The organism is Aquirufa sp. Wall-65K1 (assembly GCF_054558475.1).
In genome coordinates this window covers 40,696-61,968 of the sequence record NZ_JBPXKD010000009.1, presented here as the reverse complement: position 1 = coordinate 61,968, position 21,273 = coordinate 40,696, and the positions used below count along the sequence as shown (strand labels likewise).

Genomic DNA, 21,273 nt, shown 5'->3' with positions numbered 1-21,273 from the left:
ATTCTTAGAAATTTAAACCTGGGAAATATGCATTTGCACCTAATTCCTCCTCAATACGAAGTAATTGGTTGTATTTAGCCATACGGTCAGAACGAGAAGCAGAACCAGTTTTGATTTGACCCGTATTTAAAGCTACAGCCAAGTCAGCGATGGTGGCATCTTCTGTTTCACCAGAACGGTGCGACATAATGTTTTTGTATGAATTGCGTTTCGCTAAGTTAACCGTATCGATGGTTTCTGTTAAAGAACCAATTTGATTTACCTTAACCAAAACAGCATTAGCAACACCTTGCTCAATACCTTGCTGTAAACGCTTCACATTGGTTACAAATAAATCGTCACCAACTAATTGACATTTGGAACCAATCAATTTAGTTTGCTCAGCCCAACCTGCCCAATCATCTTCAGCCATACCGTCCTCAATAGAAATGATAGGGTATTTATTTACCCAAGTCTGCCAATAAGCAGCCATTTCCATATTGTTCAATTGCTTGCCATCCGATTTTTTGAAAGTATACAATCCTGTTTTCTCATCAAAGAATTCAGAAGATGCAGCATCCATGGCGATGAAGATTTCTTCACCTGGTTTGTAACCTGCTTTTTCAATCGATTGTAAAACGATTTCGATAGCTTCTTCGTTCGACTTGATATTTGGAGCAAAACCTCCTTCATCACCTACGTTGGTTGAATAACCTTTGCTTTTTAATACACCTTTTAGGGCATGGAAAACTTCTGTTCCCATACGTAAAGCATGAGAGAAACTTTCCGCTTTTGCAGGCATTACCATAAACTCTTGGAAGTCGATGCTGTTATCCGCATGAGAACCACCATTTAAGATGTTCATCATAGGAACAGGAAGAGTATTAGCGTTTACTCCACCGATATAACGGTATAATGGAAGACCTGCTTCTTGTGCAGCCGCTTTAGCAACAGCCATAGAAACACCTAAAATAGCGTTAGCACCTAATTTTCCTTTGTTATGTGTACCGTCTAATTCGATCATCAAACGGTCGATCATGTTCTGCTCAGATACCTCTAGGCCCCATAATTCCTCTGCGATAGTTGTGTTTACGTTTTCTACGGCTTTTAAAACACCTTTTCCTACATAAACAGATTTGTCTTCATCGCGTAATTCCACTGCTTCGTGGATACCTGTAGAGGCTCCAGAAGGAACGGCTGCACGACCGAAAGCGCCATCTTCAGTTTTGATGTCTACCTCGATTGTGGGATTTCCACGTGAATCTAAAATTTGTCTTGCGTGAACGTACTGTATTGCACTCATCGTATAATTATTATTGTGAATAAATGGATTACGTTGTAATTGATTAAATTGCCCTGCAAAATAACGTAATTTTTAGATAATATCACTGATTTACCGAAAGTCAGCTACTTAAATCGCTGATAATTAATGAAATAATAATGAAAGCTAAAATACTTTTTCCTACTCTTTTCGCCTTTGCTCTTTTATTAACTTCTTCGCTTCATGCTCAGTCTGCTGAGGTTGAGGTTTTTGAAAAAAAGATTCAAGAAACTCCCAATGCTATTTTACTTGACGTTAGAACATCCGGTGAATTTGGAGGAGGCCATTTGCCAAAGGCATTAAACATTGATTTCAGGTCAGCTGATTTTTCGGAGCAAATCAAAAAATTGCCGAAGGATAAGCCGGTTTTAATATACTGTTTGTCTGGAGGACGTTCGGCACAAGCTGCGGAATTGATGCGAAAGGAAGGCTTTCAAGTGACGGAGCTGAAAGGCGGTTATTTGAAATGGACAACTAAGTTAAAACCTTTGGAGGGTGTTCCTCAAGTAGCCCATGATAAAGGCTGGGATTTAGCAGAATTTACCAAGAAAGTCCAACAAGAAAAAGCAGTGGTCGTTGATTTTTATGCCAAATGGTGTGCCCCATGTTTAAAAATGATGCCCACCGTCGATAAATTGACTCAAGATTACGCAGGAAAGGTGACAGTCTTGAAAGTGGAGGCTGATGGGAATCAGGCGATCTTACAGTCATTCGGAATTGATGAAATCCCGAGCTTTTTGGTTTTCCAAGGAGGAAAATTACTCCAAAAAACATCGGGATTCCGTGAAGAGGCTCAGTTAAAGGAACTATTTGATCAATCTATTGAGACCACTCGGTAGGCTGTCTTTCCCAGCGGTGTTTTTTCAATTCTTCCAATAGGCTTGGGCTTAATCCATGTCCATCTGAAGTTCCGATATTACTTTTCACGTGTTTGATTTTTCTCATTCCTGGAATAATCGTTCCCACATCAGGATTCGACAATATAAATCGAAGTGCCATTTCAGGCATATCCATATTGGCAGGAACCAGTGGTTTCAATGCATTTGCATGATCTACACTTGATATCAAATTTTCAGGAACAAAATAGGTTGAACGCCAGTCGTCCGCAGGAAAAGTGGTATTATAATCCAATAAACCGGTTAAACTACCCTCGTCTAAGGGTACACGTGCAATGATGCCGATGTCTAATTTTTGACATAGTGGAAACAATTGGTCTTCTGGGTTTTGGTCAAAGATATTGTAAATCACCTGTACCGCTGAAAATAAATTGGTTTCTAATGAACGCAAACAATTAGCAGGTTCCCAACGATTAACAGAGATTCCCCAATGTGTTACTTTTCCTTCTTGGGTTAATTTTTGGACAGCTTCTTTCCAATCATCGTTGTCCGCCCAAGCATCTTCCCAAACATGGAATTGTTGAAGATCAATTTGCTCTACACCTAAGTTTTTCAAACTTTTTTCGGTGTATTCAATGATGTGTTGAGCAGGAAAACAATCCTTTAATTCAAAATGTGATTTCGAGGGCCAAATAAAATTTTTTGGTGGAATTTTAGTGGCAGCATACAATTGCTTATCTGCATGTTTTTTGAGCAAGGCACCTAAAATTTGTTCGGATAATCCTTCACCATAGCCCCAGGCAGTGTCGAAGAAATTGCAACCTAATTCTACCGATAATTCGAGGGATTTTTGTACTTCATTATCATCGGAGCCCGTCCAACCAGCTAGGCCCCACATGCCATAGCCTACTTCACTTATTTGCCAATTTGTTTTGCCAAAACGTCTGTATTTCATAGTTGTTTTTTTTCTTAAAGGTAGGGATTTTCTAAAAGGACTTTGACCTGTTAAATAAGTATTTGGGTATATTGTAAGAACTTATTTTTCTCAATATGATTGAAATTATAAAAAGAATTATGTTTGTACAGATTATTTTTTTGAGATTAAATATGGAATTTTATTCGCCTTAATGGGCTTTAAATGCGTTAATAACACAAATAACGCGAATGGTTAGATTTTATTTGAGAACATTGCCTAGCTTTACATCGTATTAGTTCCATGTGTTACACTAATCTACTCAAATTTATGAATAATGTTAAACCTGTTAATCAAGACGAAAAGTTATTAATTAATTTAGGAACTTTTAAAGTTTGCCCATCTTGTATCTTGTTCATCCGCGGAGAGGGCAATTATTCCAATATTTTTCTGAATGACGGTCGTAAAGTTCTTTCCTGCCGTACCTTAAAATTTTACGAAACTTTATTACAAGGGTATGGATTCATTCGTCCTTCCAAATCTGCATTAGTTAACCCTAAAAGTATTTCTTCAGTTGATTTGAAACATGGAAAGGTCATCAAGTTGACAAATGACGTGAATATTTCTATATCTCGGCGACAAGTTAGACCACTGCGCGACTTCATGACTGCCCAAGCCTTGATCGTGGCCTCATAAATTCATTTTTTGTATTCCTTTGTTCTTTTAATTTATAGAAGTCTGTTTTTCGATGAAATCTTGTCGAAAAGCAAGACTTTGAAATCTGCGTATCTCCTGAAATCTTGAGGATAGTAAAACTAATTACCCAATTAATTTCATTTATTTATGCGAATAGTTAAATTCGTAGATATCTATTTTATCATATTAATACAATGGAAAGAAGAATATTTTTAAAAGGCTTAGCCTTAGGAGTTTCTGGCTTATATGCTCACTCCAGCTTAGCATCCAATCCCTATTTAGGACCTTTGGGTGTACAATTATACACGGTACGTGATGCTGTTGCCAGGGATCTTGAAGGGTCTTTAGAAAAATTAGCAGGCCTAGGATATAAAAACTTAGAAATCTACGGATACAATGGTACATTTTTTGGGAAAACCGCACATGAATTTAAAGGTATTTTAGACCGTGTAGGTTTAAAAGTGGTTAGTTCTCACCATACCTCAGGTATTGCCATTAAGTCCAAAGGTACTTTGTCTGACGGTTGGCAAAAAGCAGTAGAAGATTTACATCATGTAGGTGCAGAGTACATGGTTTGTGCTTTCTTATTCCCCAATGAGCGTAGCGCTGATCATTATAAAGCCCTTCCTAGTTTATTGACGAGTTCAGGCGAAGCAACAAAATCGGCAGGTATTCAATTTGCCTACCATAACCATGATTTTGAATTTGTGAAGTCGGCAGATTTTGTGCCTTATGACTTCATTTTACAAAATACATCAGCAGACTTGGTAAAAATGGAAGCTGATTTATATTGGTTTGGTCGGGCTGGAGTAGATCCTGTAGCTTATTTTGAAAAGCATCCAGGTCGTTTCCCACTTTGGCATGTAAAAGACATGGAAGCAGGAACTAAAGTGTTTACCGAAGTAGGAAATGGCACCATTGATTTTGATCGAATTTTTGCTGCTAGAAAAGCTGCAGGCTTGAAATACTGGTTTGTAGAGCAAGACGTTAGTAAGCGCGATCCATTTGAAAGTTTAAAGATCAGTCGTGATTATTTAGCGAAGAAAAATTTCTAAGATTCTTTTTCTTCCATGTAAGGTTTCCAAAATTGGGGATTGTATTTTTCCCAAGCATGACAACCAAATGGTAATTTTCCCTCATTGAGTTGAAGGCTAATTTGGGGGTTTTGTTCAAAGGCAAAGGCTAGGGCCTCTTTCCAATTAGGTAATTTGAGTAAAAATCGAAGGGGGAAAGCTCTTTTATGGTAAACAGAAAAAAGCGAATCTTCATTGGCAGGCCAAGTGCCAAATAGTCGATGATACCAATTCAAGAATTTAATGATGGGGGCCACTTTTCGTAAGGATAGGCCCCCATTCATCATAATAGGCTCAATCAAGGGCCATTGAAAGGCATTCTTGTTCTCCCAATGCTTTTTTTTCAGTTTGGGGGCACCTATATAGTCAAAGTCTTTTTGGCACCAAGCGATTAAATCGTCTTGGAATACATAGGCATCCAATTGGTAGATTAAAATGAACTCATGCTGAATAAATCGCTCGTAGAAAGCTGGATCTATCAATAGATGATTGTATGATTTGGTACTTGTAAAGAATGTCGGCGCAAAATATTCTATACTAGCTGTTGGGAAATATTCCTTAACATAAGGAGCATGTAGGCCTTCAGGTAATACAAAATGAATGGGGTAATGACCTAAAATTTTTTTACATTGAAGCAAAGACTTTTGCTCCAATTCAGAAATGGATTCTTTGTAAATAGGAATAACGATTCCCACTAATGTTTGCATCTTATTCAACGATATCTCCTAATACAGGATGCCACCACTTGCCTCCGTCATGCAATTTATAATCTCCTTGCAAAACTCCTTTCATGACTGGCCAAATTCTTAGTAATCGGTTATCAGCTAGACTAGCGCGCATTTGGTAATGAGACATTCGGCTGGCTACTTTTTTTAAGGCACCCTCAGGTGCTTTCCCATGAGATGACAAATAGGTGAATAGGGCAGCAGAATCTGTGGCTTTTTTTTCTATTTGTGCCAATTTGGTCTTCCTAGAGCGCTTAAGTCTATCCAGAAGAGATACGGCTTTTTTCTCGCTTTTAAGCCCCACCTGCTGGCTTTCATGTTCACGGTATTGAATCAAGGCTTCTTTTACAAAGGCAATCCGATTCGTCATGGCCAAATACAAGGCTATCCAGCCATCGTGAATGAGTTCTGGAATAATGTGTGGTGTAGGGAAAACTTCAGCTTTTACCTGGGAACGAATAGCCAAGGTTGCTCCAGTGACTACGTAGCCTTTCAATAAAATATCAAAAGCATGCCCCGATTTCCAAAGTTCCTGTAAAGGTTCTATGAATTCAATTTGTTCAAAACTGGTTTTGCCGGTAGGCTTTCCAGATCGGTCAATCATGATGGCATTGGAAAAAACAGCATCTATTTCAGGATAGTTTTTGAAATATCGAACCAAGGTTTCTACCTTATGAGGAAGCCAAAGGTCATCTTGATCACTAAAAAAGATTAAATCACCTTGGCATGCTTGAACGCAAAGTTCAAAGTTCTTACTACTTCCCACATTCTTTTCATTCTGATGTATGTGGACGTCAAAAGGGACTTTTTGTTTGAAAGCTTCTAAAATTTCAATGCTTTTGTCGCTGGAGCCATCGTCAAAGACCACAAGTTCATCAATGGCTTGAGTTTGTGAAGCTATACTCTCCAGTTGATATGGTAGGTATTTTTCGCCGTTATAGGTACAAAGAGCAACTGAAATATGGGGCATTCAAACAGATTAAAAATTCAATATATGGAATAAACCTTGTTTACATAGGAACGTAAACCACTTTTTTAGTTTCAAAAAATTCTTCTTGGAAGATTTCTCCCAACTCAAATATTTTATGCTTTTTCCCAAACTCGGCTAATTCTTCCGTTAAATCTCCGCCTTTTAGGCAAAGAATACCGTTTCTTTGGGTGTGAAAGTGGTTTGGACTAATCTTATTTTTGACCCAATAATAAAAGGGTGTAATGCGTGTCACAGCTCTACTAACAACGAACTCAAAGTCTTGATCTAAATCTTCGGCCCGGGTATGTAAGGCAGTTACATTTTCTAGCCCTAAAGCACTAGCTACACCTTCTACTACTTTGATTTTTTTACCTATACTATCTACCAAAGTAAAAGTACACTGCGGAAATAATATGGCCAATGGGATACCAGGGAATCCTCCCCCTGTACCTACATCTAGAATCTCCGTACCAGGTCTAAAGTTAATAATTTTGGCTATTCCTAAAGAATGAAGCACATGATGTAGCATCAGATTATCGATATCCTTCCTAGAAATTACATTGATTTTTTCATTCCATTCTTGATACAATGGATACAGCATTTCCAATTGTTCCAATTGTTTTGGATTCAATTCTGGAAAGTAATTTTTGATGATATCTGATTTCATTTTTTTTCAAAGTGCAAAGATACGCAAATGCCTTGTTTAAAAGAATGTTTCCAGATTTGATATGTGGAGATTCACTGGGATCGGGAGATGGATTTCTATAAAATCTATTCCCAAGAATTAGATAAAAAAAAGGGAAGCCATATTTGCTTCCCTTTCATGGAGTATGTTTAGCCCGTTATCCAGCGGAAAAAGACAAATAAACCTGCGGCCAATATGATGGTAACTGGTAGGGTTAATACCCAAGCCATCACAATATTTTTGACGGTTCCGCCTTGTAAATTTTTGATTCCTTTCGAGGCTACCATGGTTCCTGCAATACCCGAACTCAATACATGCGTAGTACTAACGGGCCATTTGTAAGCAGTGGCTAGTCCGATGGTTACCGAGGCAATTAATTCGGCAGAAGCACCCTGAGCATAGGTTAAATGGTGTTTACCGATTTTTTCTCCAATGGTTACTACGATTCGCTTCCAGCCTACCATGGTTCCTAATCCTAAGGATAAAGCTACCATCCACATCACCCAGTTTGGAGCAAAGTCTGTTACGGCGGCAATCCCTGTACCCGAAGTAGCACCAAATGCAAAAAATGCAGCCTTATCCCCTGCGGTAGCTTTTTTGAATGCTTTTTTATCAGCTTCCGATAACGCTACAGCCTCACTTTCAATCAGCTTTTTGGCATGCTTATTGATGTTCAAGGCGGCTTTTCTGATTTCAAATTTCTGCTTGGTACTTAAATTACTAGTTTGAATGTTTTTTGTTAAAAGTAGTTCGTGCAATGCTTTAGAAGAGACCATTACGGTGCGGTAACTTTCCTGCTCTTTGATGGATAAGGTAGTGGTATCGATTTTGGCTGAAATAATTTCAACTTGATTCAAATCTTTTTGTAATCGCTGTAAATCCAAGGTAGAATTGATGGCAAAATAGCCTGGTAAAAAGGCGATTAGAATAACCATTACTAAACCGATTCCCTTTTGACCATCGTTACGTCCATGGAAAAAAGAAACTAAAGTACAGGTAGTAATCAGTATAGCACGAATCCAAAGGGGAGGAGGGGAATTCTTTTTAGGCTCCTTAAATATTTCTTTATTCTTAATGGTTTTTTTTAAGATATACATCAATACAATAGCTAATGCAAAACCAAATAGCGGCGAAAGCAATAAGGCTTGCCCAATTTCCTGAGCTTTATCCCAGTTTACCGCACTGACATTTGTTTGATTTTCTGGTAAAATGGCGTGTCCCACGCCAATACCAATAATGGAACCGATTAAGGTATGTGAACTGGATGCCGGAATACCAAAATACCAAGTACCAAGATTCCACAAAATAGCGGAAAATAATAAGGAGAGTGCCATGGCCATGGAATGGTAGACATTGGTGTCAATGAGCAACTCGGTCGGAAGTAAGCCGATGATACTCATGGTTACACCTACTCCACCAGTTAAAAGGCCAACAAAATTCATGAATCCAGACCAAACAACAGCTTGAGTTGGTTTTAATGAATGGGTATAGATGACAGTTGCTACGGCATTGGCAGTATCGTGAAAACCATTCACGAATTCAAATGCACAAGCAGCAAACAGACAGAAAAAAAGTAAGAAAAATAAGGTAGGATCTAACCCAAACATAGGATGTTATTTAAGGTATATTGGTGCAAATATGGATGCAAAAGTACATGATACCTACGATGCCAATATTAAGTAATTGTTAAATTCTTTATTTCTTTTTTCTTCTAGCTTTTTTTGCCTCAGAAAGTAGTTTTTTAGCTTCGGTATATTGGCTTGTTTTTTTATCTGCTTTGTCCATCACCTCTTTACAAAGGTCAACGGCCTTATCGAAATCGCTTGCTTGAAAGGCAATTCGCGCTAATCCTAAAACAGAGGCCCAATAATATCCTGACTCTAAGGAACCAGTTTGAATGGAGAAATCCATGCATTTTTGGAAATATATTTTAGCCTCAGAGGGGTTTTTAAAAATATATAATTGATAATAGCCCAAAATATAACTGGCATATCGGCCGGATACTCCTTCATAACCCACCTGATGGTTATCTATTTTTTGGAGAATACTCTTAGAAATTTCCATGGCTTCATCCAATTTGCCTAACATAAAAGCAGATCGGGCATGGTAACGTTCAAAAAATGGATTATCAGGATAATTTTGGTGGGTATATTTGGCCAGTTCGTAGCTCTTGTCCGACATATTTTCCATGGCATAGATTTGCAATAGGAAATACCGTGCTTCCGTACGCGTGTAGAAAGCTTGGTAGCTAACCTTTTCCAATTGTTCTATTCCTTGTTGTTTATTAGCTTTTGGGAAAAGCCATAATACCGGTCGCAATAGTTTGAAATTTTGTTTAATGAAGTGGTAATAGTAATTGTATAAACCATCTCCAAACATCAGTTCAGGACTAAAATCGGCAAATTCTCGGGAGTTTTCTAAGTATTTAAGCGCATTTTTAGCGGCTAAAGTAGCCCTTGCCCAATGTTTACGCTCAGCATGTAAACGCCCTTTAAAACCATAAGCGGCTGCCATAAAAAAGGCGGCTTCTGGATTTTCTGTTTCATCCCAAATTTTCTCTGCTTTCGAAATACTCCGATCCATGTATTCCAACAATCGGTCGTCATAGACTTCGTTTTGCGTATTGGGAACCATTTTCCACCATTGAACAAGGCCCAAAAGGAAGTCGGGTAGTGGATGATCTGGATGTTTGACTTTGAGGTAGTTAAATTCCCGCTCGGCTTCCGGGAATTTGAAGTTGTACATTTGATTGATGGCATTGGTGGCCTCAATCTGTACTTCTGATGTGAACAAAAGCATCCCTTTGGAACGCTCTTTTTCTGCTTCTTCGGTTTTCTTCCACCATTGACCTAAGCTTAGGAAAGACAGTGAAAGAAAACTTAGAAGTAATATATATGATCTAAGACGATATCTCGATCTCATCTCCATTATGGTTCAAAAACTTAAAGTCAGTAATACCTAGGGAGGAATCTTCTGTGATGTGAATCCAAGACTTAAACGTCATAAACCACTTCATTCGTATGGAAGGGAATCCCTTAGTAAAGTAAGCACTTAAGAATGGATGAACCAATAAAGTGAGCTTTTTCTCATTTTGTTTGGTAACCAAATGTTCTACATGCTGGGCAATAATCTCTGAAACAGCAATACTAGCCGTGATGGTACCTGTACCTCCACAACTTGGGCATGTTTCATGCGTAGCCACGTTCATTTCTGGTCGAACACGCTGACGGGTGATTTGCATTAAACCGAATTTGGTCAGCGGCAAGATGGTATACTTGGAGCGGTCCGTTCTCATTTCATCACGCATGATGTCCTGAATCAACTTACGGTTATCCGCTTTTTTCATGTCGATGAAATCGATCACGATGATACCACCCATATCACGAAGGCGTAATTGACGAGCAATTTCCTTAGCGGCTTCTCGGTTTACACTTAATGCCGTAGCTTCTTGATCATCTTCGGAATTGGATTTATTTCCAGAGTTTACGTCAATGACGTGCAATGCTTCTGTATGCTCAATAATCAGGTAACCACCCGCTGGTAAAGAAACGGATCTTCCGAATAGCATTTTTAACTGCTTTTCGATGCCCACCTGTTCAAACAACTTGGTTTTACCCGTATGTAATTTGACAATTTTTTCTTTTTCCGGAGCTACCTGGTGCACATAACCTTTAGCCTCATTGTATAAATCTTGGTTATCGACAATGACATTATCGAAGTCATTGTTCAATAAATCCCTCAACATCGATGTAGCTCGGCTCATTTCACCGATAACCCGATCTCTAGGCTTGGCATCTATCAACTTAGCGATACCATCTTCCCATTTGGATATGGAATCGCGAAGGTCGCGCTCCATTTCTTCTACTGCCTTACCTTCCGCTACTGTCCTAACAATGACCCCAAAGTTTTTTGGTTTGATGGATGACATCAATTTCATCAATCGACTTCTTTCGGCTTTGGACGTAATTTTCTTAGAAATATTGACCCCATTAGAAAAAGGAACCAATACCAAGAATCTGCCTGCTATGGAAATGTCACAGGATAAACGAGGGCCTTTAGTAGAAATAGGTTCTTTAACTACTTGCACTAAGATGAGTTGATTGCGGGTTAAAACCTTGTCGATTTTACCTAGCTTATCAATTTCTTCTTCTATTTTGAAGTTCTCTAACTTAATGTTCTTACCCTTTTTATTCATCACATCTCGTGAGAATTTCTGGAGCGAGTTCAAGTTAGGGCCTAGATCATGGTAGTGAAGGAATGCATCCTTTTCATAACCAATATCAATGAAGGCAGCGTTTAGACCAGAGACTAATTTTTTGACAGTACCGAGATAGATATCACCCACAGAGAATTGAGGTTCCGACTGTTCGATATGATATTCTACAATCCTTTTGTCTTGCAAAAGGGCAATTCTATCCCCTTTGGGGGTAGAATTGATGATTAATTCATTACTCACAATATATTACGAGAAGAATGTTAGACGGGACAGACTTATCCCTATGCTAATATATATAACAAACACCAAAAACAGGCCATTTGTGATGGTCTGTTTTTGGGTTACCTAATTACGCTACCAAAAGGAGGTAATTATACTAACTATTTCTTCTTATGACGATTCTTACGAAGACGTTTCTTTCTTTTGTGTGTTGAAATCTTGTGACGTTTTCTTTTCTTTCCGCAAGGCATACCTGTTAGCGTTTAAATTTTTAAATAATGTAAGAAGTTGATTTTCAACCTCAATGTTTTTGCATTTCTGCGAGCAACTCTTGGGCAGCTTTGGTTTCTTCTGGATCTTTGCTCTTGTCAAGCACCATCCGAAGCACTTTCTTTGCCTCATCTAATTTATCTAACTGGGCCAAGCAAAAGCCGAGGTTTAAGGCAGCTTTGTAATTGTTTGGTTCCAGCTTCAATATCTGTGTGAATCGTTCCTGGCCTTTGCCATATTGATTCGATTTAATGGATAAAATTCCTAAGTTGAATAAAGCAGGCACGAATGTCGGCTCTTGTTCAATCACTTCCCTCAGTAAGGTAATACCTTTCATGGGAGTGGGCGTATCCACGTAAGTCATCGCTAAATTCGTTTTCACCAATAGGTTAGACGGATCTTTCGATAATACTTGTTCAAAATATACACGTGCTTTTTCTCCCATGGCTTTACCTTTACTTGGGTTCAGCGCATAAGTTTGGGCCTCAAAATACAATTGGCCTGCACGTAAGAGATTATTCATACCGGGGTGCTGCTCTGCGAATTGCCCTGCATAATATGCAGCACTATCGTAATGATTAGCTCCCACAAATGTGTTGATTAATTTATCTAACACACCGGATTGAGAAACCTCTGTTTTAGCTTGACTCAATTCAACTTTTAATTTTGAAACGGCTGCTTGTTGAGCTTTTGTCAACGGTGCGGCATGCATTTCTTCTGATTTTGTCGCGCTTTCTTCTTTATGCTCATCCTGGTGATCATCGCCTTTCGCATCGCGATTGGCACCTCCAGCAGGAGCGTTACTCGTGGTATTACTCACATTTCCTTTAGGTAATTGAAATATGAGGGCTGTTAACCCAAGGCCAATAACAAGAATGATCACATAGGATTTCTTCATCTTTCTAGACCTGAGGTATTATACCTTATTTAGCAGGGTCAGTGCTCGTTTTAACTTGTTCAATGAACACTTTGGCAGGCTTAAAGCTTGGCACATAGTGCTCGTCAATCGTAATTGCCGTGTTTTTTGAAATATTTCTAGCAATTTTTTTAGCTCTCTTTTTGTTAATAAAACTTCCAAAACCACGAACATAAATGTTCTCTTGTTTGGACAAATTATCTTTTACAACTTCGAAAAACTTTTCTAACGTTTCAGAAACATCTTTTTTGTCAATCCCTGTTTTGCTGGAAATCTCAGCAATTACATCTGCCTTGGTCACGGTAATTAATGCTTTAAATGATCTATTTTGTTCTAATCGCTTTCCCTTTCTTTAAAAGGGACACAAAAGTAATGTTTTTCTCGAAGAATAGAAATGCTTCTCAATGATTTAATTGATTTTTTTAGCAATTGCTTGTCAAATAGCTCCCTTCTTTCTTCGTATCTTTGATTCATCCCATGCAATCTAAAAATCATCACCCTTTTACTGAAGGCCTTTTAAGCTGGTATCGACAACATGCTCGTGAATTACCTTGGCGACAAACCCAAGATCCTTATGCTATATGGTTATCAGAAATAGTCTTACAGCAAACTCGAGTAGCCCAAGGGCTGCCATATTATTTAAAATTGCTGGAGGTTTTCCCTACGGTAAAATCCTTGGCTGATTCAGATGAGTCAGTTCTGTTTCGACATTGGCAAGGTTTAGGGTATTATTCCAGAGCCAGAAATTTACATAAAACGGCCAAATTAGTAGTTTCAAAATATCAAGGGAATTTCCCCACTACCTATGATTCTTTAATTCAATTGCCGGGTGTTGGGCCATATACAGCTGCCGCCATTGCTTCTTTTGCTTTTGGGGAAGCCAAGCCAGTGGTGGATGGAAATGTTTTTCGAATTTTGGCTCGGTATTTTGGGATTGAAACGGATATTTTACACAGTTCAGCTAGGAAAGAATTTACCGAAGTGGCCCAAGAATTAATTCCACCCGATCAAGCCGCAGAATTCAATCAGGCCATCATGGATTTTGGTTCCTTGCAATGCAGTCCGGCCCCCTTATGTGCTAGCTGCCCACTGAGTGTGACCTGTTTTGCATTTCAAGAAAAACGTGTTCAAGATTTTCCTGTCAAACAAAAGAAAGTTAAGCAACGGAATCGCTACTTTAACTATTTTATTATTGAGCAGGGAAACAAAATTTTAGTTAGAGAAAGAAAAGAAAAGGATATTTGGTCTGGTTTGTGGGAGTTTTATTTGGTCGAATCTCAACAGGAGGAAGACTTAGAAAACCTATTGGAAATAGATGAAAACCTTAGTCTATTCCTGCAAGGGAGTTCTGTTCAGAGCTTGAAATCACCTAAAATACACTTGCTTAGTCACCAAAAGATTCATTGCCGGGCTTGGCATATCCAAGTTCCTGATAATCTTGATATTAAGGTTCAGGAGGGATTTCAATGGATGCGACCTGTGGACTTCGAAAAGCTGGGAAAATCGGTCTTGCTTTTGAATCTGATAACTGATAATTTGCAGATGCAGATTTTTAATGATTCAATGCCACGATAATTTTGTTTTGGCAAAGGGTTTGCCGATAATCAAATAAAACAAACACATTATGGCAGGAGTAAACAAAGTGATTTTATTAGGCAATTTGGGGGGAGACCCAGAAGTAAGAGCCTTACCAAGCGGGATTAAAGTAGCCAATATCAATATTGCTACTTCAGAATCCTATCCAGGAAAAGACGGACAACGCGTAGAGCAAACGGAATGGCATCGCGTAGAACTTTGGGATAATTTGGCCAATATTGCAGAGCAATATTTGCGAAAAGGAAACCAAGTGTACATCGAAGGTAAAATCAAGTCAGAAGAATGGCAAGATAAAAATGGTGCTACGGTACGTGGGTATCGAATTCGGGCCACATCCATCAATTTGATTGGAGGAAGAAATGATCGACCAGCCAATGAATCTCCAGAAGCAAGACCCCGTCCTGAGGCATTGCCAACAGCAGAGAAATCGGCATCTCCTGCACCAAGTTTTCCACAAGTAGTAGACTCTGGAGATGATGATCTTCCATTTTAATATTCTGGGCTAGAAGGGAATAGTTAAAAAAGCTATTCCCTTTTTTATAAATTTGTATAAATTTTGATTTTACCCTATGGAGGCCGATCCCTTTTCGAATGTCTTATTGATTGCTTTTGAACCCAACATCAGCGCGCCCTCCATCATTTTTATTAGCCTTATTTTATTTGCTCTAATATTACTTTCTGCTTTGCTTTCCGGCTCAGAAGTTGCCTTTTTTTCGCTCAATGCAGAGCAAAGAATATCGCTAAAAGAAAGTGTCATTAAAAGGGAGAAAACATTAAGTAAATTATTGGATCAACCTCAACTTTTACTGGCCACGCTTCTCATTGCCATCAATTTTGTCAATATTATTTTCATTACACTAGCAAATTACCTAACCCAATTATTGATCGGGGAGGAGTCCGTTAACTCTTTGCTGGTTACCTTATTCCTCTTGTTTGGCGTCACCTTCATCATTGCTTTTTTCGGGGAATTGATTCCAAAAGTTTGGGCCCAACAGAATAACTTGATTTTTGCAAGGTATACAGCTCCATTGATTGACTTCTTTACCTTGGTATTTAAGCCACTTTCTCGTGTTTTATTGGGGATTTCTAATTTGATTGAAAGTAGGATTGAAAAGAAATCCTATTATTTAACTACCCATGAATTAAACCAGGCTTTGGAGATTACCACGGATGAAAATACCTCTGAAAGGGAAAAGGATATTTTACGTGGGATTTTGAATTTTGGAAATACCTCTGTCAAAGGGGTCATGAAAGCCAGGAGAGATATCGTGGCATTTGATACGGAAATGGACTTCCATGAATTAATGGATAAAATCAATAAAAATGGATACTCCCGTGTACCTGTATATGCCGAGACAATTGACAAAATAGAAGGTATTTTATACATAAAAGACCTCTTGGAACATATAGATAACGATGAAAATTTTGATTGGTTGTCCTTATTGCATCAACCATTCTTTGTCCCAGAGAATAAGAAAATTGATGATTTACTGTATGATTTTCAAGAAAAACGGGTTCACATGGCTATTGTGGTCAATGAATATGGTGAGACAGAAGGCTTAGTGACCATGGAAGATATCATTGAAGAAATTGTCGGGGATATCAACGACGAATTTGATGAAGAAGAATTAGACTACAAAAAACTAGATGAGCATACCTATTTGTTTGAGGCTAAAATTTCTTTAAACGATTTTTGCCGTGTTTTTGATGTTGATGTTTCCATTTTTGAAAAGGTAAAAGGTGAAAGCGAAACATTAGCGGGTCTTTGTATTGAATTATTTTCACGTATTCCACATGCTGGAGAGGAGATTGTTTGCGACCCATTTGTGTTCAAAATACAGTCGGTAGATACCCGCCGAATTAAAAAAATTAAGGTTAGCTTGAATGCCACGCCTATGCCCACAGAATCTGATGAAAAAACTGCCTAGTAATTATAAACGATTTCTTTTTTTAATTCCATTAAGCTTTTTGCTGACGGCATGTCCTGGTCCAGCACCCACGCCAGAACCTGGCTTGACTGAGTCTAGTTATGAGGAAGGTGTAGATCGCGGAATCATTGAAAATCCGGAATTAGATGAGGCATCAGGCTTGGTGGCTAGTAAGAAAAATGAAGGTTTTTTATGGGCACATAATGATTCTGGAGACAGTAATCGCTTGTTTTTGATTGATACCTTTGGAAAGGGGATGAAACAATTTGTGATTCAAGGAGCAGAAAATAGGGATTGGGAGGATATTGCTTTGATCTCTGATAGTAATGGTAGTGCGGTGGTCTATATAGCCGATTTTGGAGATAATAATGCCAATCAAGCTTCCTATGCAATTTATTGGTTTAATGAACCAAATGTTTCCTCCATCAATAATGCCAGCATAACGGGCGTTCAGAAATTGACATTCACCTTGCCCGATGGCTCTCGAGATATGGAATGTTTGTTGGTAGATCAAAAATCCAAGGATGTTTTTATCATATCAAAAAGAGAAAATAGAAAAAGACTCTATAAAATTCCGGCGGGTAGTTTTACCAATCAAGCGAATGTCAAGGCAGAATTTGTTCAGGAACTGGGCGTTTCGGTACCCTTTTCCACCATAGATAAAATCGTAACAGCCTATTACATTACCGCAGGGGATGTTTCTCCCGATAACTCGGAGATTTTAATTAAAAATTACATTGAATGCTATTATTGGAAAAGAAAAGCCAATGAAACGATCCCAGAAGCTTTAGCTAGAGCTCATAAAACTGTTCCTTATGTAGGAAACCCTACGGAATATCAAGGAGAAGGAATAGCTTTTGCTGCAGATGGAGGAGGGTATTATACCATTTCAGAAAAAGGAAGTTCACCTGTTCGTCTTTATTTTTATAAACGAAAGTGAAATTAATTAACTGGATTCGTTTAGTGGTTCTTGCCTTAATCGTTTGGGCATGCCAGTCGCTCTATATCATCGATGCGCAAATGGCTAAAACCAATTTTTCAGCGACTGTCGATGAGGGGGTATTAGAGAATATCGAAATTGATGAGGCATCTGGAATGGTTGCTAGTCGTCTGAATCTAGAATTATTCTGGGTAGTCAATGATTCCCAAGATTTAAATCGGATTTTCTTAATTGACAGATACGGTACGGGTAAGGTTGAATTTCTACTGCAAGGAGCCCATAACCGTGATTGGGAAGATTTGGCTTATTGGTATAAAAATCCGCGTGAATCATACATCTATGTAGCCGATACGGGCGACAATAAGCAGGAGTACGACTCTTATTTTATTTATCGGTTCAAGGAATTTGATATTCGAGGCTCCAATATGGTGACAAGAATCATTAAGAAAGTAGAGAAATTGGAATTTAAATTACCTGATGGATCTAAGGATATGGAGTGCCTTTTGGTGGATCAGTTGAATGGAGATATGTATTTAATTAGCAAGCAAGAGGATCGTAAAAGCTTGTTTCGTATCCGTGCCAATAGTTTTAAAAGTTCTGGGATTGTGGAGGCAGATTTTGTTAGAAAGTTGAACTTTTCGGAACCAAGTTCAGACCTTGCTATCTTGAAACAATTGTATAATATCACCGCTGGAGATGTGGCTAGCAATAATCAGGAGGTAATTATCCGTAATTATTTGGAGGTTTACTATTGGAAAAAGGGAAAGCATGAAAGTTTAGGCGAAGCCTTAAAGCGTCCACCAAAAATTGTTCCAAGCAAATTAGAACCTCAAGGGGAAGCCCTGGCTTTTTCCCATCAAGCCGATGGTTTTTACACCATTTCTGAGGTTGCTAGCTCTCCAGGACCTGTACATGTGTATTTCACCCCCAAGAAATAAGTTAGGCTTTCACCATTAATTTGGCGAAACTTAACAGTAAGGTCTTTTCTCCTACCCCTTTTTCAAAATTAATAATCGCCTTTCTTTCGGCGCCATTTATTTCGATTTTTTTGATTAGCCCAAAGCCAAATTTTTGATGCTCTACTTGTTGGCCCGCCTCTAATTTTAAAGGGTCAGTGGGCACGAAATTACTAGAAGCCACATGCTGGTAATTGGAGTTTTGCTTAGGCTTTTGAATCAATTGGGCTGCTGATGGGCTAGTTGAACTGGAAACAAATCCTGTTTTTTGAACGGGTCTGAAAGCCTGAACTTCCTTTTTGCCTGGCGTTTTAGCCATTTTCAAATAGGCGCTATCGATCTCATCTAGGAATCTACTCGGCTCACAGGATTTTAGTCGACCAAATTGATACCGCGATTCTGCATAGGAAATCATCAATTTCTTTTCTGCTCGGGTAACAGCTACATAGAAAAGTCGACGTTCCTCTTCCAAATCAGCTTGACTTTGTAACATCATTTGGCTGGGGAACAAATCCTCTTCTAAACCCACCAAAAAAACGTGTTTAAATTCTAGGCCTTTGGCAGAGTGTACTGTCATCAAAGTCACCTTATCGCGGTCATTGGGGTCTTCTTGCGTGTCGGCATTCGTTAATAATGACACAGATTGAAGAAAAGTAGCCAATGATTTATCCTCATTTTCAGGGTCATCGACAAACTGTTTGATGGCATTGAGTAATTCTTGTAAGTTTTGATATCGAGCTAGGCCTTCTACGGTTTTATCTTCATAAAGTTCACGAAGGAGTCCAGATGCCTTGGCCACGTGATTGGCTATTTCATAGGCATCTTTATGCTCTACTTCCGCCATTATTTTAAATGATTTAATCAAATCCGCGAAGTTTTCAATGGCGGCAGTACCTCTAGCACCTTGGAACGTTTGGATATTTGAAATGACGTCCCAAATGGAGCAACTGTTTTCTGCGGCAGTCACAGCAATTTTGGCTATGGTGGTATCACCAATCCCTCTTTTAGGAAGATTGATAATGCGTTTGAAAGCCTCTTCATCTTGTTGATTGACAACAAAACGTAGGTATCCAAGCACATCCTTGATTTCCTTTCTTTGGTAGAAAGAAAGACCTCCTACAATGCGGTATTTGATATTTAGCCGACGCAGGGATTCCTCAAAAGAACGTGATTGAGCGTTTGTACGGTATAAAATGGCAAAATCAGACCAATGTAAACCTTCTTTTTGTTTAGTTTCAAAAATGGTGGAGGCAATCATTCGACCTTCTTCATTATCGCTTCCGGCTCGGATAATTTCTATTTGATCCCCAATCTCATTGGAAGTAAAAACATTCTTTTCAAGTTGGTTTTTATTTCGAGAAATAATGGAATTTGCGACAGCCACAATATTTTTGGTTGATCGGTAATTCTCCTCCAATTTAATGGTAGTTAGGTCTGAATAGTCCCTTTCAAAATTCAAGATATTTTGGATATTGGCTCCACGAAATGCATATATGCTTTGAGCATCATCACCCACCACGCAAATATTACGGTGTACGGCAGCTAGTTTCTTCGTTAATAGGTACTGAGAAACGTTGGTATCTTGAAACTCATCTACCATCACATGTTTGAATTTATGCTGGTATTTATTTAATACATCTAAATGATCCCTAAAAAGAATATTGGTTTGATATAATAAATCATCAAAATCCATGGCATTGGCTTGAAAGCAACGAATGCAATAGGTTCGATAAATTTCGCCCATTTTGGGGATTCTAGCCATGCGATCCTCCTCATTCAGGATGGCACTGTTTAAGTATTGTTCAGGGCTAATTAATCTGTTTTTAGCCCCAGAAATACGATTCAAAACTAAATTGACTTTATATACCTTGTCGTCTAGATTTTGTTCTTTGATGATAGTGCGCAATAAGGATTTGGAATCATCGGTATCGTAAATGGAGAAATTGGAGGTATAGCCCAATTTTTCCCCTTCAAAACGTAAGATTTTGGCAAATACGGAGTGAAAAGTTCCCATCCAAATATTTTTGGCATCTTTACCAATCACAGTTTCAATACGATGGCGCATTTCGCCAGCGGCCTTATTCGTAAAGGTTAGGAGTAATATTTGGAATGGATCTACCCCTTGTTGAATCAGGTGAGCCGTGCGGTAGGTTAATACGCGGGTTTTACCAGAGCCAGCTCCAGCGATTATCATTAATGGGCCTTCCGTGTGTAAAACAGCTTGTCGTTGGGGCTCATTCAAGCCAGCCAAATAATCCATAAGGGAAATTTAATTGATGGGAAAAAACAGAAATTAAATTTACGAATTTTTGAGCAGGGCCTTGGTATTATAACTTATTTTTTGGGAGGGTATTTTGGATGAAAACAAAAAAAGGCGCCGCAGCGCCTTTTTCGGTTTGGGATGATTTTGCTTACTGGATGGCAATCAAATCTCTTCGGGTTTCAGTTAAAATATTGAAGGTCTTGGATTTGATGATGTTTTTACGTGAATCAAGAATAACCATTTTATAGAGGCCGTCATTTAGGTTGGAAAAATTAAATAATTTCTTGGCACTAAGTGATTCTCGGCTTATTTGGTTATTGTCCTCATCATAGATGACAACGAACAAGGGCGAATTATTTTCTGAACTAACTAGGAATTTTAATTTACCTACTTGGTCAATACTGACAGGAAGTGCAAATTCTGCGGCATTGGCAGACGAAACAGACAGAATCGCGGCTACGACGAAAGCGGCTAAGGCGTTTTTGGTGATGAAATTTTTCATAATGTTGATTAATGTTAAATGCTTGATTAATAAATTCTTAGGCGGAGTATTTCCGTTTGTTGGGTCAAAACTAGACTTTTCATGTTAACTCCAAATTAATAGGGCAAAAAATTTCACTTTTTTTAGAAAATTCCTATTAAAAAAATTATATTTCTCTGAATAGTTATATTTTATTTTCAATGTTACGAAATCGTTAAATTTTTTGGAATTATTTAACAATAAGGAAACATATAGATAATACCGTGTTAACCATGAGCCTATTGAATGCA

General features: G+C 38.4%; 20 protein-coding genes. 8 read left to right on the top strand and 12 right to left on the bottom strand.

The window, feature by feature from the left end; translation table 11 throughout:
• Positions 1-4 precede the first annotated feature (4 nt).
• Positions 5-1,282, bottom strand: coding sequence for a phosphopyruvate hydratase (eno, locus tag ACST15_RS12215; RefSeq protein WP_109321895.1), 1,278 nt, complete (start codon positions 1,280-1,282; stop codon positions 5-7).
• 137 nt (positions 1,283-1,419) lie between these two features.
• Here eno and ACST15_RS12210 point away from each other — a divergent pair, with 137 nt between their 5' ends.
• On the top strand, positions 1,420-2,139 hold the full coding sequence (locus ACST15_RS12210; RefSeq protein ID WP_459454942.1) for a thioredoxin domain-containing protein: 720 nt from the start codon (positions 1,420-1,422) through the stop codon (positions 2,137-2,139).
• On the opposite strand, the gene ACST15_RS12205 is transcribed toward ACST15_RS12210, so the two are convergent.
• Complete coding sequence (locus ACST15_RS12205; protein ID WP_459454941.1) at positions 2,120-3,091, bottom strand: aldo/keto reductase; 972 nt, start codon at positions 3,089-3,091, stop codon at positions 2,120-2,122. The genes ACST15_RS12210 and ACST15_RS12205 overlap by 20 nt on opposite strands.
• Before the next feature lie 288 nt (positions 3,092-3,379).
• On the opposite strand from ACST15_RS12205, the gene ACST15_RS12200 reads away from it, so the two are divergent.
• Both ACST15_RS12200 and ACST15_RS12195 read left to right on the top strand, forming a co-directional pair.
• A complete protein-coding gene (locus ACST15_RS12200; RefSeq protein ID WP_459454940.1) occupies positions 3,380-3,745 on the top strand; it encodes a LytR/AlgR family response regulator transcription factor in 366 nt (121 codons plus the stop codon).
• A 194-nt stretch (positions 3,746-3,939) separates the two neighbouring features.
• Positions 3,940-4,800 carry a sugar phosphate isomerase/epimerase family protein gene (locus ACST15_RS12195; RefSeq protein ID WP_459454939.1) on the top strand — a complete coding sequence of 287 codons (861 nt, stop codon included), beginning with the start codon at positions 3,940-3,942 and terminating at the stop codon, positions 4,798-4,800.
• Here the strand turns inward: ACST15_RS12195 and ACST15_RS12190 are convergent.
• The 8 genes from ACST15_RS12190 to ACST15_RS12155 all read right to left on the bottom strand — a co-directional run bounded on the left by ACST15_RS12190 (position 4,797) and on the right by ACST15_RS12155 (position 13,120).
• Positions 4,797-5,525: a DUF5672 family protein gene (locus ACST15_RS12190; protein ID WP_459454938.1), complete on the bottom strand. Its 729-nt coding sequence runs from the start codon at positions 5,523-5,525 to the stop codon at positions 4,797-4,799. The genes ACST15_RS12195 and ACST15_RS12190 overlap by 4 nt on opposite strands.
• 1 nt (position 5,526) lies before the next feature.
• Positions 5,527-6,513: a glycosyltransferase family 2 protein gene (locus ACST15_RS12185; protein WP_459454937.1), complete on the bottom strand. Its 987-nt coding sequence runs from the start codon at positions 6,511-6,513 to the stop codon at positions 5,527-5,529.
• 40 nt (positions 6,514-6,553) lie between these two features.
• The gene (gene rsmG / locus ACST15_RS12180) at positions 6,554-7,180 is read right to left on the bottom strand and encodes a 16S rRNA (guanine(527)-N(7))-methyltransferase RsmG (RefSeq protein WP_459454936.1); all 627 of its coding nucleotides are present in this window, start codon (positions 7,178-7,180) and stop codon (positions 6,554-6,556) included.
• Positions 7,181-7,347: 167 nt separating this feature from the next.
• Positions 7,348-8,805: an inorganic phosphate transporter gene (locus ACST15_RS12175; RefSeq protein ID WP_459454935.1), complete on the bottom strand. Its 1,458-nt coding sequence runs from the start codon at positions 8,803-8,805 to the stop codon at positions 7,348-7,350.
• A gap of 88 nt (positions 8,806-8,893) precedes the next feature.
• The gene (locus ACST15_RS12170) at positions 8,894-10,120 is read right to left on the bottom strand and encodes a tetratricopeptide repeat protein (protein ID WP_459454934.1); all 1,227 of its coding nucleotides are present in this window, start codon (positions 10,118-10,120) and stop codon (positions 8,894-8,896) included.
• A complete protein-coding gene (locus ACST15_RS12165) occupies positions 10,098-11,654 on the bottom strand; it encodes an Rne/Rng family ribonuclease (RefSeq protein ID WP_459454933.1) in 1,557 nt (518 codons plus the stop codon). Before ACST15_RS12165 ends, ACST15_RS12170 begins: the two co-directional genes overlap by 23 nt.
• A 280-nt stretch (positions 11,655-11,934) precedes the next feature.
• Entirely contained in the window at positions 11,935-12,801 is an 867-nt protein-coding gene (locus ACST15_RS12160; protein WP_459454932.1) for a tetratricopeptide repeat protein, read from the bottom strand.
• A 25-nt stretch (positions 12,802-12,826) separates the two neighbouring features.
• A complete protein-coding gene (locus ACST15_RS12155) occupies positions 12,827-13,120 on the bottom strand; it encodes an HU family DNA-binding protein (RefSeq protein WP_109321911.1) in 294 nt (97 codons plus the stop codon).
• 176 nt (positions 13,121-13,296) lie between these two features.
• Here ACST15_RS12155 and mutY point away from each other — a divergent pair, with 176 nt between their 5' ends.
• From mutY to ACST15_RS12130, 5 genes are all read left to right on the top strand, one after another.
• Complete coding sequence (gene mutY / locus ACST15_RS12150; protein ID WP_459454931.1) at positions 13,297-14,394, top strand: A/G-specific adenine glycosylase; 1,098 nt, start codon at positions 13,297-13,299, stop codon at positions 14,392-14,394.
• 49 nt (positions 14,395-14,443) lie between these two features.
• Positions 14,444-14,908 carry a single-stranded DNA-binding protein gene (gene ssb / locus ACST15_RS12145; RefSeq protein ID WP_459454930.1) on the top strand — a complete coding sequence of 155 codons (465 nt, stop codon included), beginning with the start codon at positions 14,444-14,446 and terminating at the stop codon, positions 14,906-14,908.
• 76 nt (positions 14,909-14,984) lie between these two features.
• Positions 14,985-16,343, top strand: a complete 1,359-nt coding sequence (gene gldE, locus ACST15_RS12140; RefSeq protein WP_459454929.1) for a gliding motility-associated protein GldE — start codon at positions 14,985-14,987, stop codon at positions 16,341-16,343.
• Positions 16,327-17,283, top strand: a complete 957-nt coding sequence (locus ACST15_RS12135) for a hypothetical protein (RefSeq protein WP_459454928.1) — start codon at positions 16,327-16,329, stop codon at positions 17,281-17,283. The genes gldE and ACST15_RS12135 overlap by 17 nt, the downstream gene beginning before the upstream one ends.
• Positions 17,280-18,221 carry a hypothetical protein gene (locus ACST15_RS12130; RefSeq protein ID WP_459454927.1) on the top strand — a complete coding sequence of 314 codons (942 nt, stop codon included), beginning with the start codon at positions 17,280-17,282 and terminating at the stop codon, positions 18,219-18,221. The genes ACST15_RS12135 and ACST15_RS12130 overlap by 4 nt, the downstream gene beginning before the upstream one ends.
• A gap of 1 nt (position 18,222) precedes the next feature.
• Here ACST15_RS12130 and ACST15_RS12125 read toward each other — a convergent pair whose 3' ends face one another.
• Both ACST15_RS12125 and ACST15_RS12120 read right to left on the bottom strand, forming a co-directional pair.
• Entirely contained in the window at positions 18,223-20,499 is a 2,277-nt protein-coding gene (locus ACST15_RS12125; RefSeq protein WP_459454926.1) for an ATP-dependent helicase, read from the bottom strand.
• Between the two features lie 151 nt (positions 20,500-20,650).
• Positions 20,651-21,004 carry a hypothetical protein gene (locus ACST15_RS12120; protein ID WP_459454925.1) on the bottom strand — a complete coding sequence of 118 codons (354 nt, stop codon included), beginning with the start codon at positions 21,002-21,004 and terminating at the stop codon, positions 20,651-20,653.
• Between the last annotated feature and the right edge of the window lie 269 nt (positions 21,005-21,273).

Bases quoted from the DNA above. Each gene is read 5' to 3' on its own strand.
- gldE (WP_459454929.1), top strand. From the start codon at position 14,985: ATGGAGGCCGATCCCTTTTCGAATGTCTTATTGATTGCTTTTGAACCC.
- ACST15_RS12195 (WP_459454939.1), top strand. From the start codon at position 3,940: ATGGAAAGAAGAATATTTTTAAAAGGCTTAGCCTTAGGAGTTTCTGGC.
- ACST15_RS12170 (WP_459454934.1), bottom strand. From the start codon at position 10,120: ATGAGATCGAGATATCGTCTTAGATCATATATATTACTTCTAAGTTTT.
- mutY (WP_459454931.1), top strand. From the start codon at position 13,297: ATGCAATCTAAAAATCATCACCCTTTTACTGAAGGCCTTTTAAGCTGG.
- ACST15_RS12205 (WP_459454941.1), bottom strand. From the start codon at position 3,091: ATGAAATACAGACGTTTTGGCAAAACAAATTGGCAAATAAGTGAAGTA.
- ACST15_RS12210 (WP_459454942.1), top strand. From the start codon at position 1,420: ATGAAAGCTAAAATACTTTTTCCTACTCTTTTCGCCTTTGCTCTTTTA.
- ACST15_RS12135 (WP_459454928.1), top strand. From the start codon at position 16,327: ATGAAAAAACTGCCTAGTAATTATAAACGATTTCTTTTTTTAATTCCA.
- ssb (WP_459454930.1), top strand. From the start codon at position 14,444: ATGGCAGGAGTAAACAAAGTGATTTTATTAGGCAATTTGGGGGGAGAC.
- ACST15_RS12125 (WP_459454926.1), bottom strand. From the start codon at position 20,499: ATGGATTATTTGGCTGGCTTGAATGAGCCCCAACGACAAGCTGTTTTA.
- ACST15_RS12160 (WP_459454932.1), bottom strand. From the start codon at position 12,801: ATGAAGAAATCCTATGTGATCATTCTTGTTATTGGCCTTGGGTTAACA.
- ACST15_RS12175 (WP_459454935.1), bottom strand. From the start codon at position 8,805: ATGTTTGGGTTAGATCCTACCTTATTTTTCTTACTTTTTTTCTGTCTG.
- ACST15_RS12190 (WP_459454938.1), bottom strand. From the start codon at position 5,525: ATGCAAACATTAGTGGGAATCGTTATTCCTATTTACAAAGAATCCATT.
- eno (WP_109321895.1), bottom strand. From the start codon at position 1,282: ATGAGTGCAATACAGTACGTTCACGCAAGACAAATTTTAGATTCACGT.
- rsmG (WP_459454936.1), bottom strand. From the start codon at position 7,180: ATGAAATCAGATATCATCAAAAATTACTTTCCAGAATTGAATCCAAAA.
- ACST15_RS12185 (WP_459454937.1), bottom strand. From the start codon at position 6,513: ATGCCCCATATTTCAGTTGCTCTTTGTACCTATAACGGCGAAAAATAC.
- ACST15_RS12120 (WP_459454925.1), bottom strand. From the start codon at position 21,004: ATGAAAAATTTCATCACCAAAAACGCCTTAGCCGCTTTCGTCGTAGCC.
- ACST15_RS12200 (WP_459454940.1), top strand. From the start codon at position 3,380: ATGAATAATGTTAAACCTGTTAATCAAGACGAAAAGTTATTAATTAAT.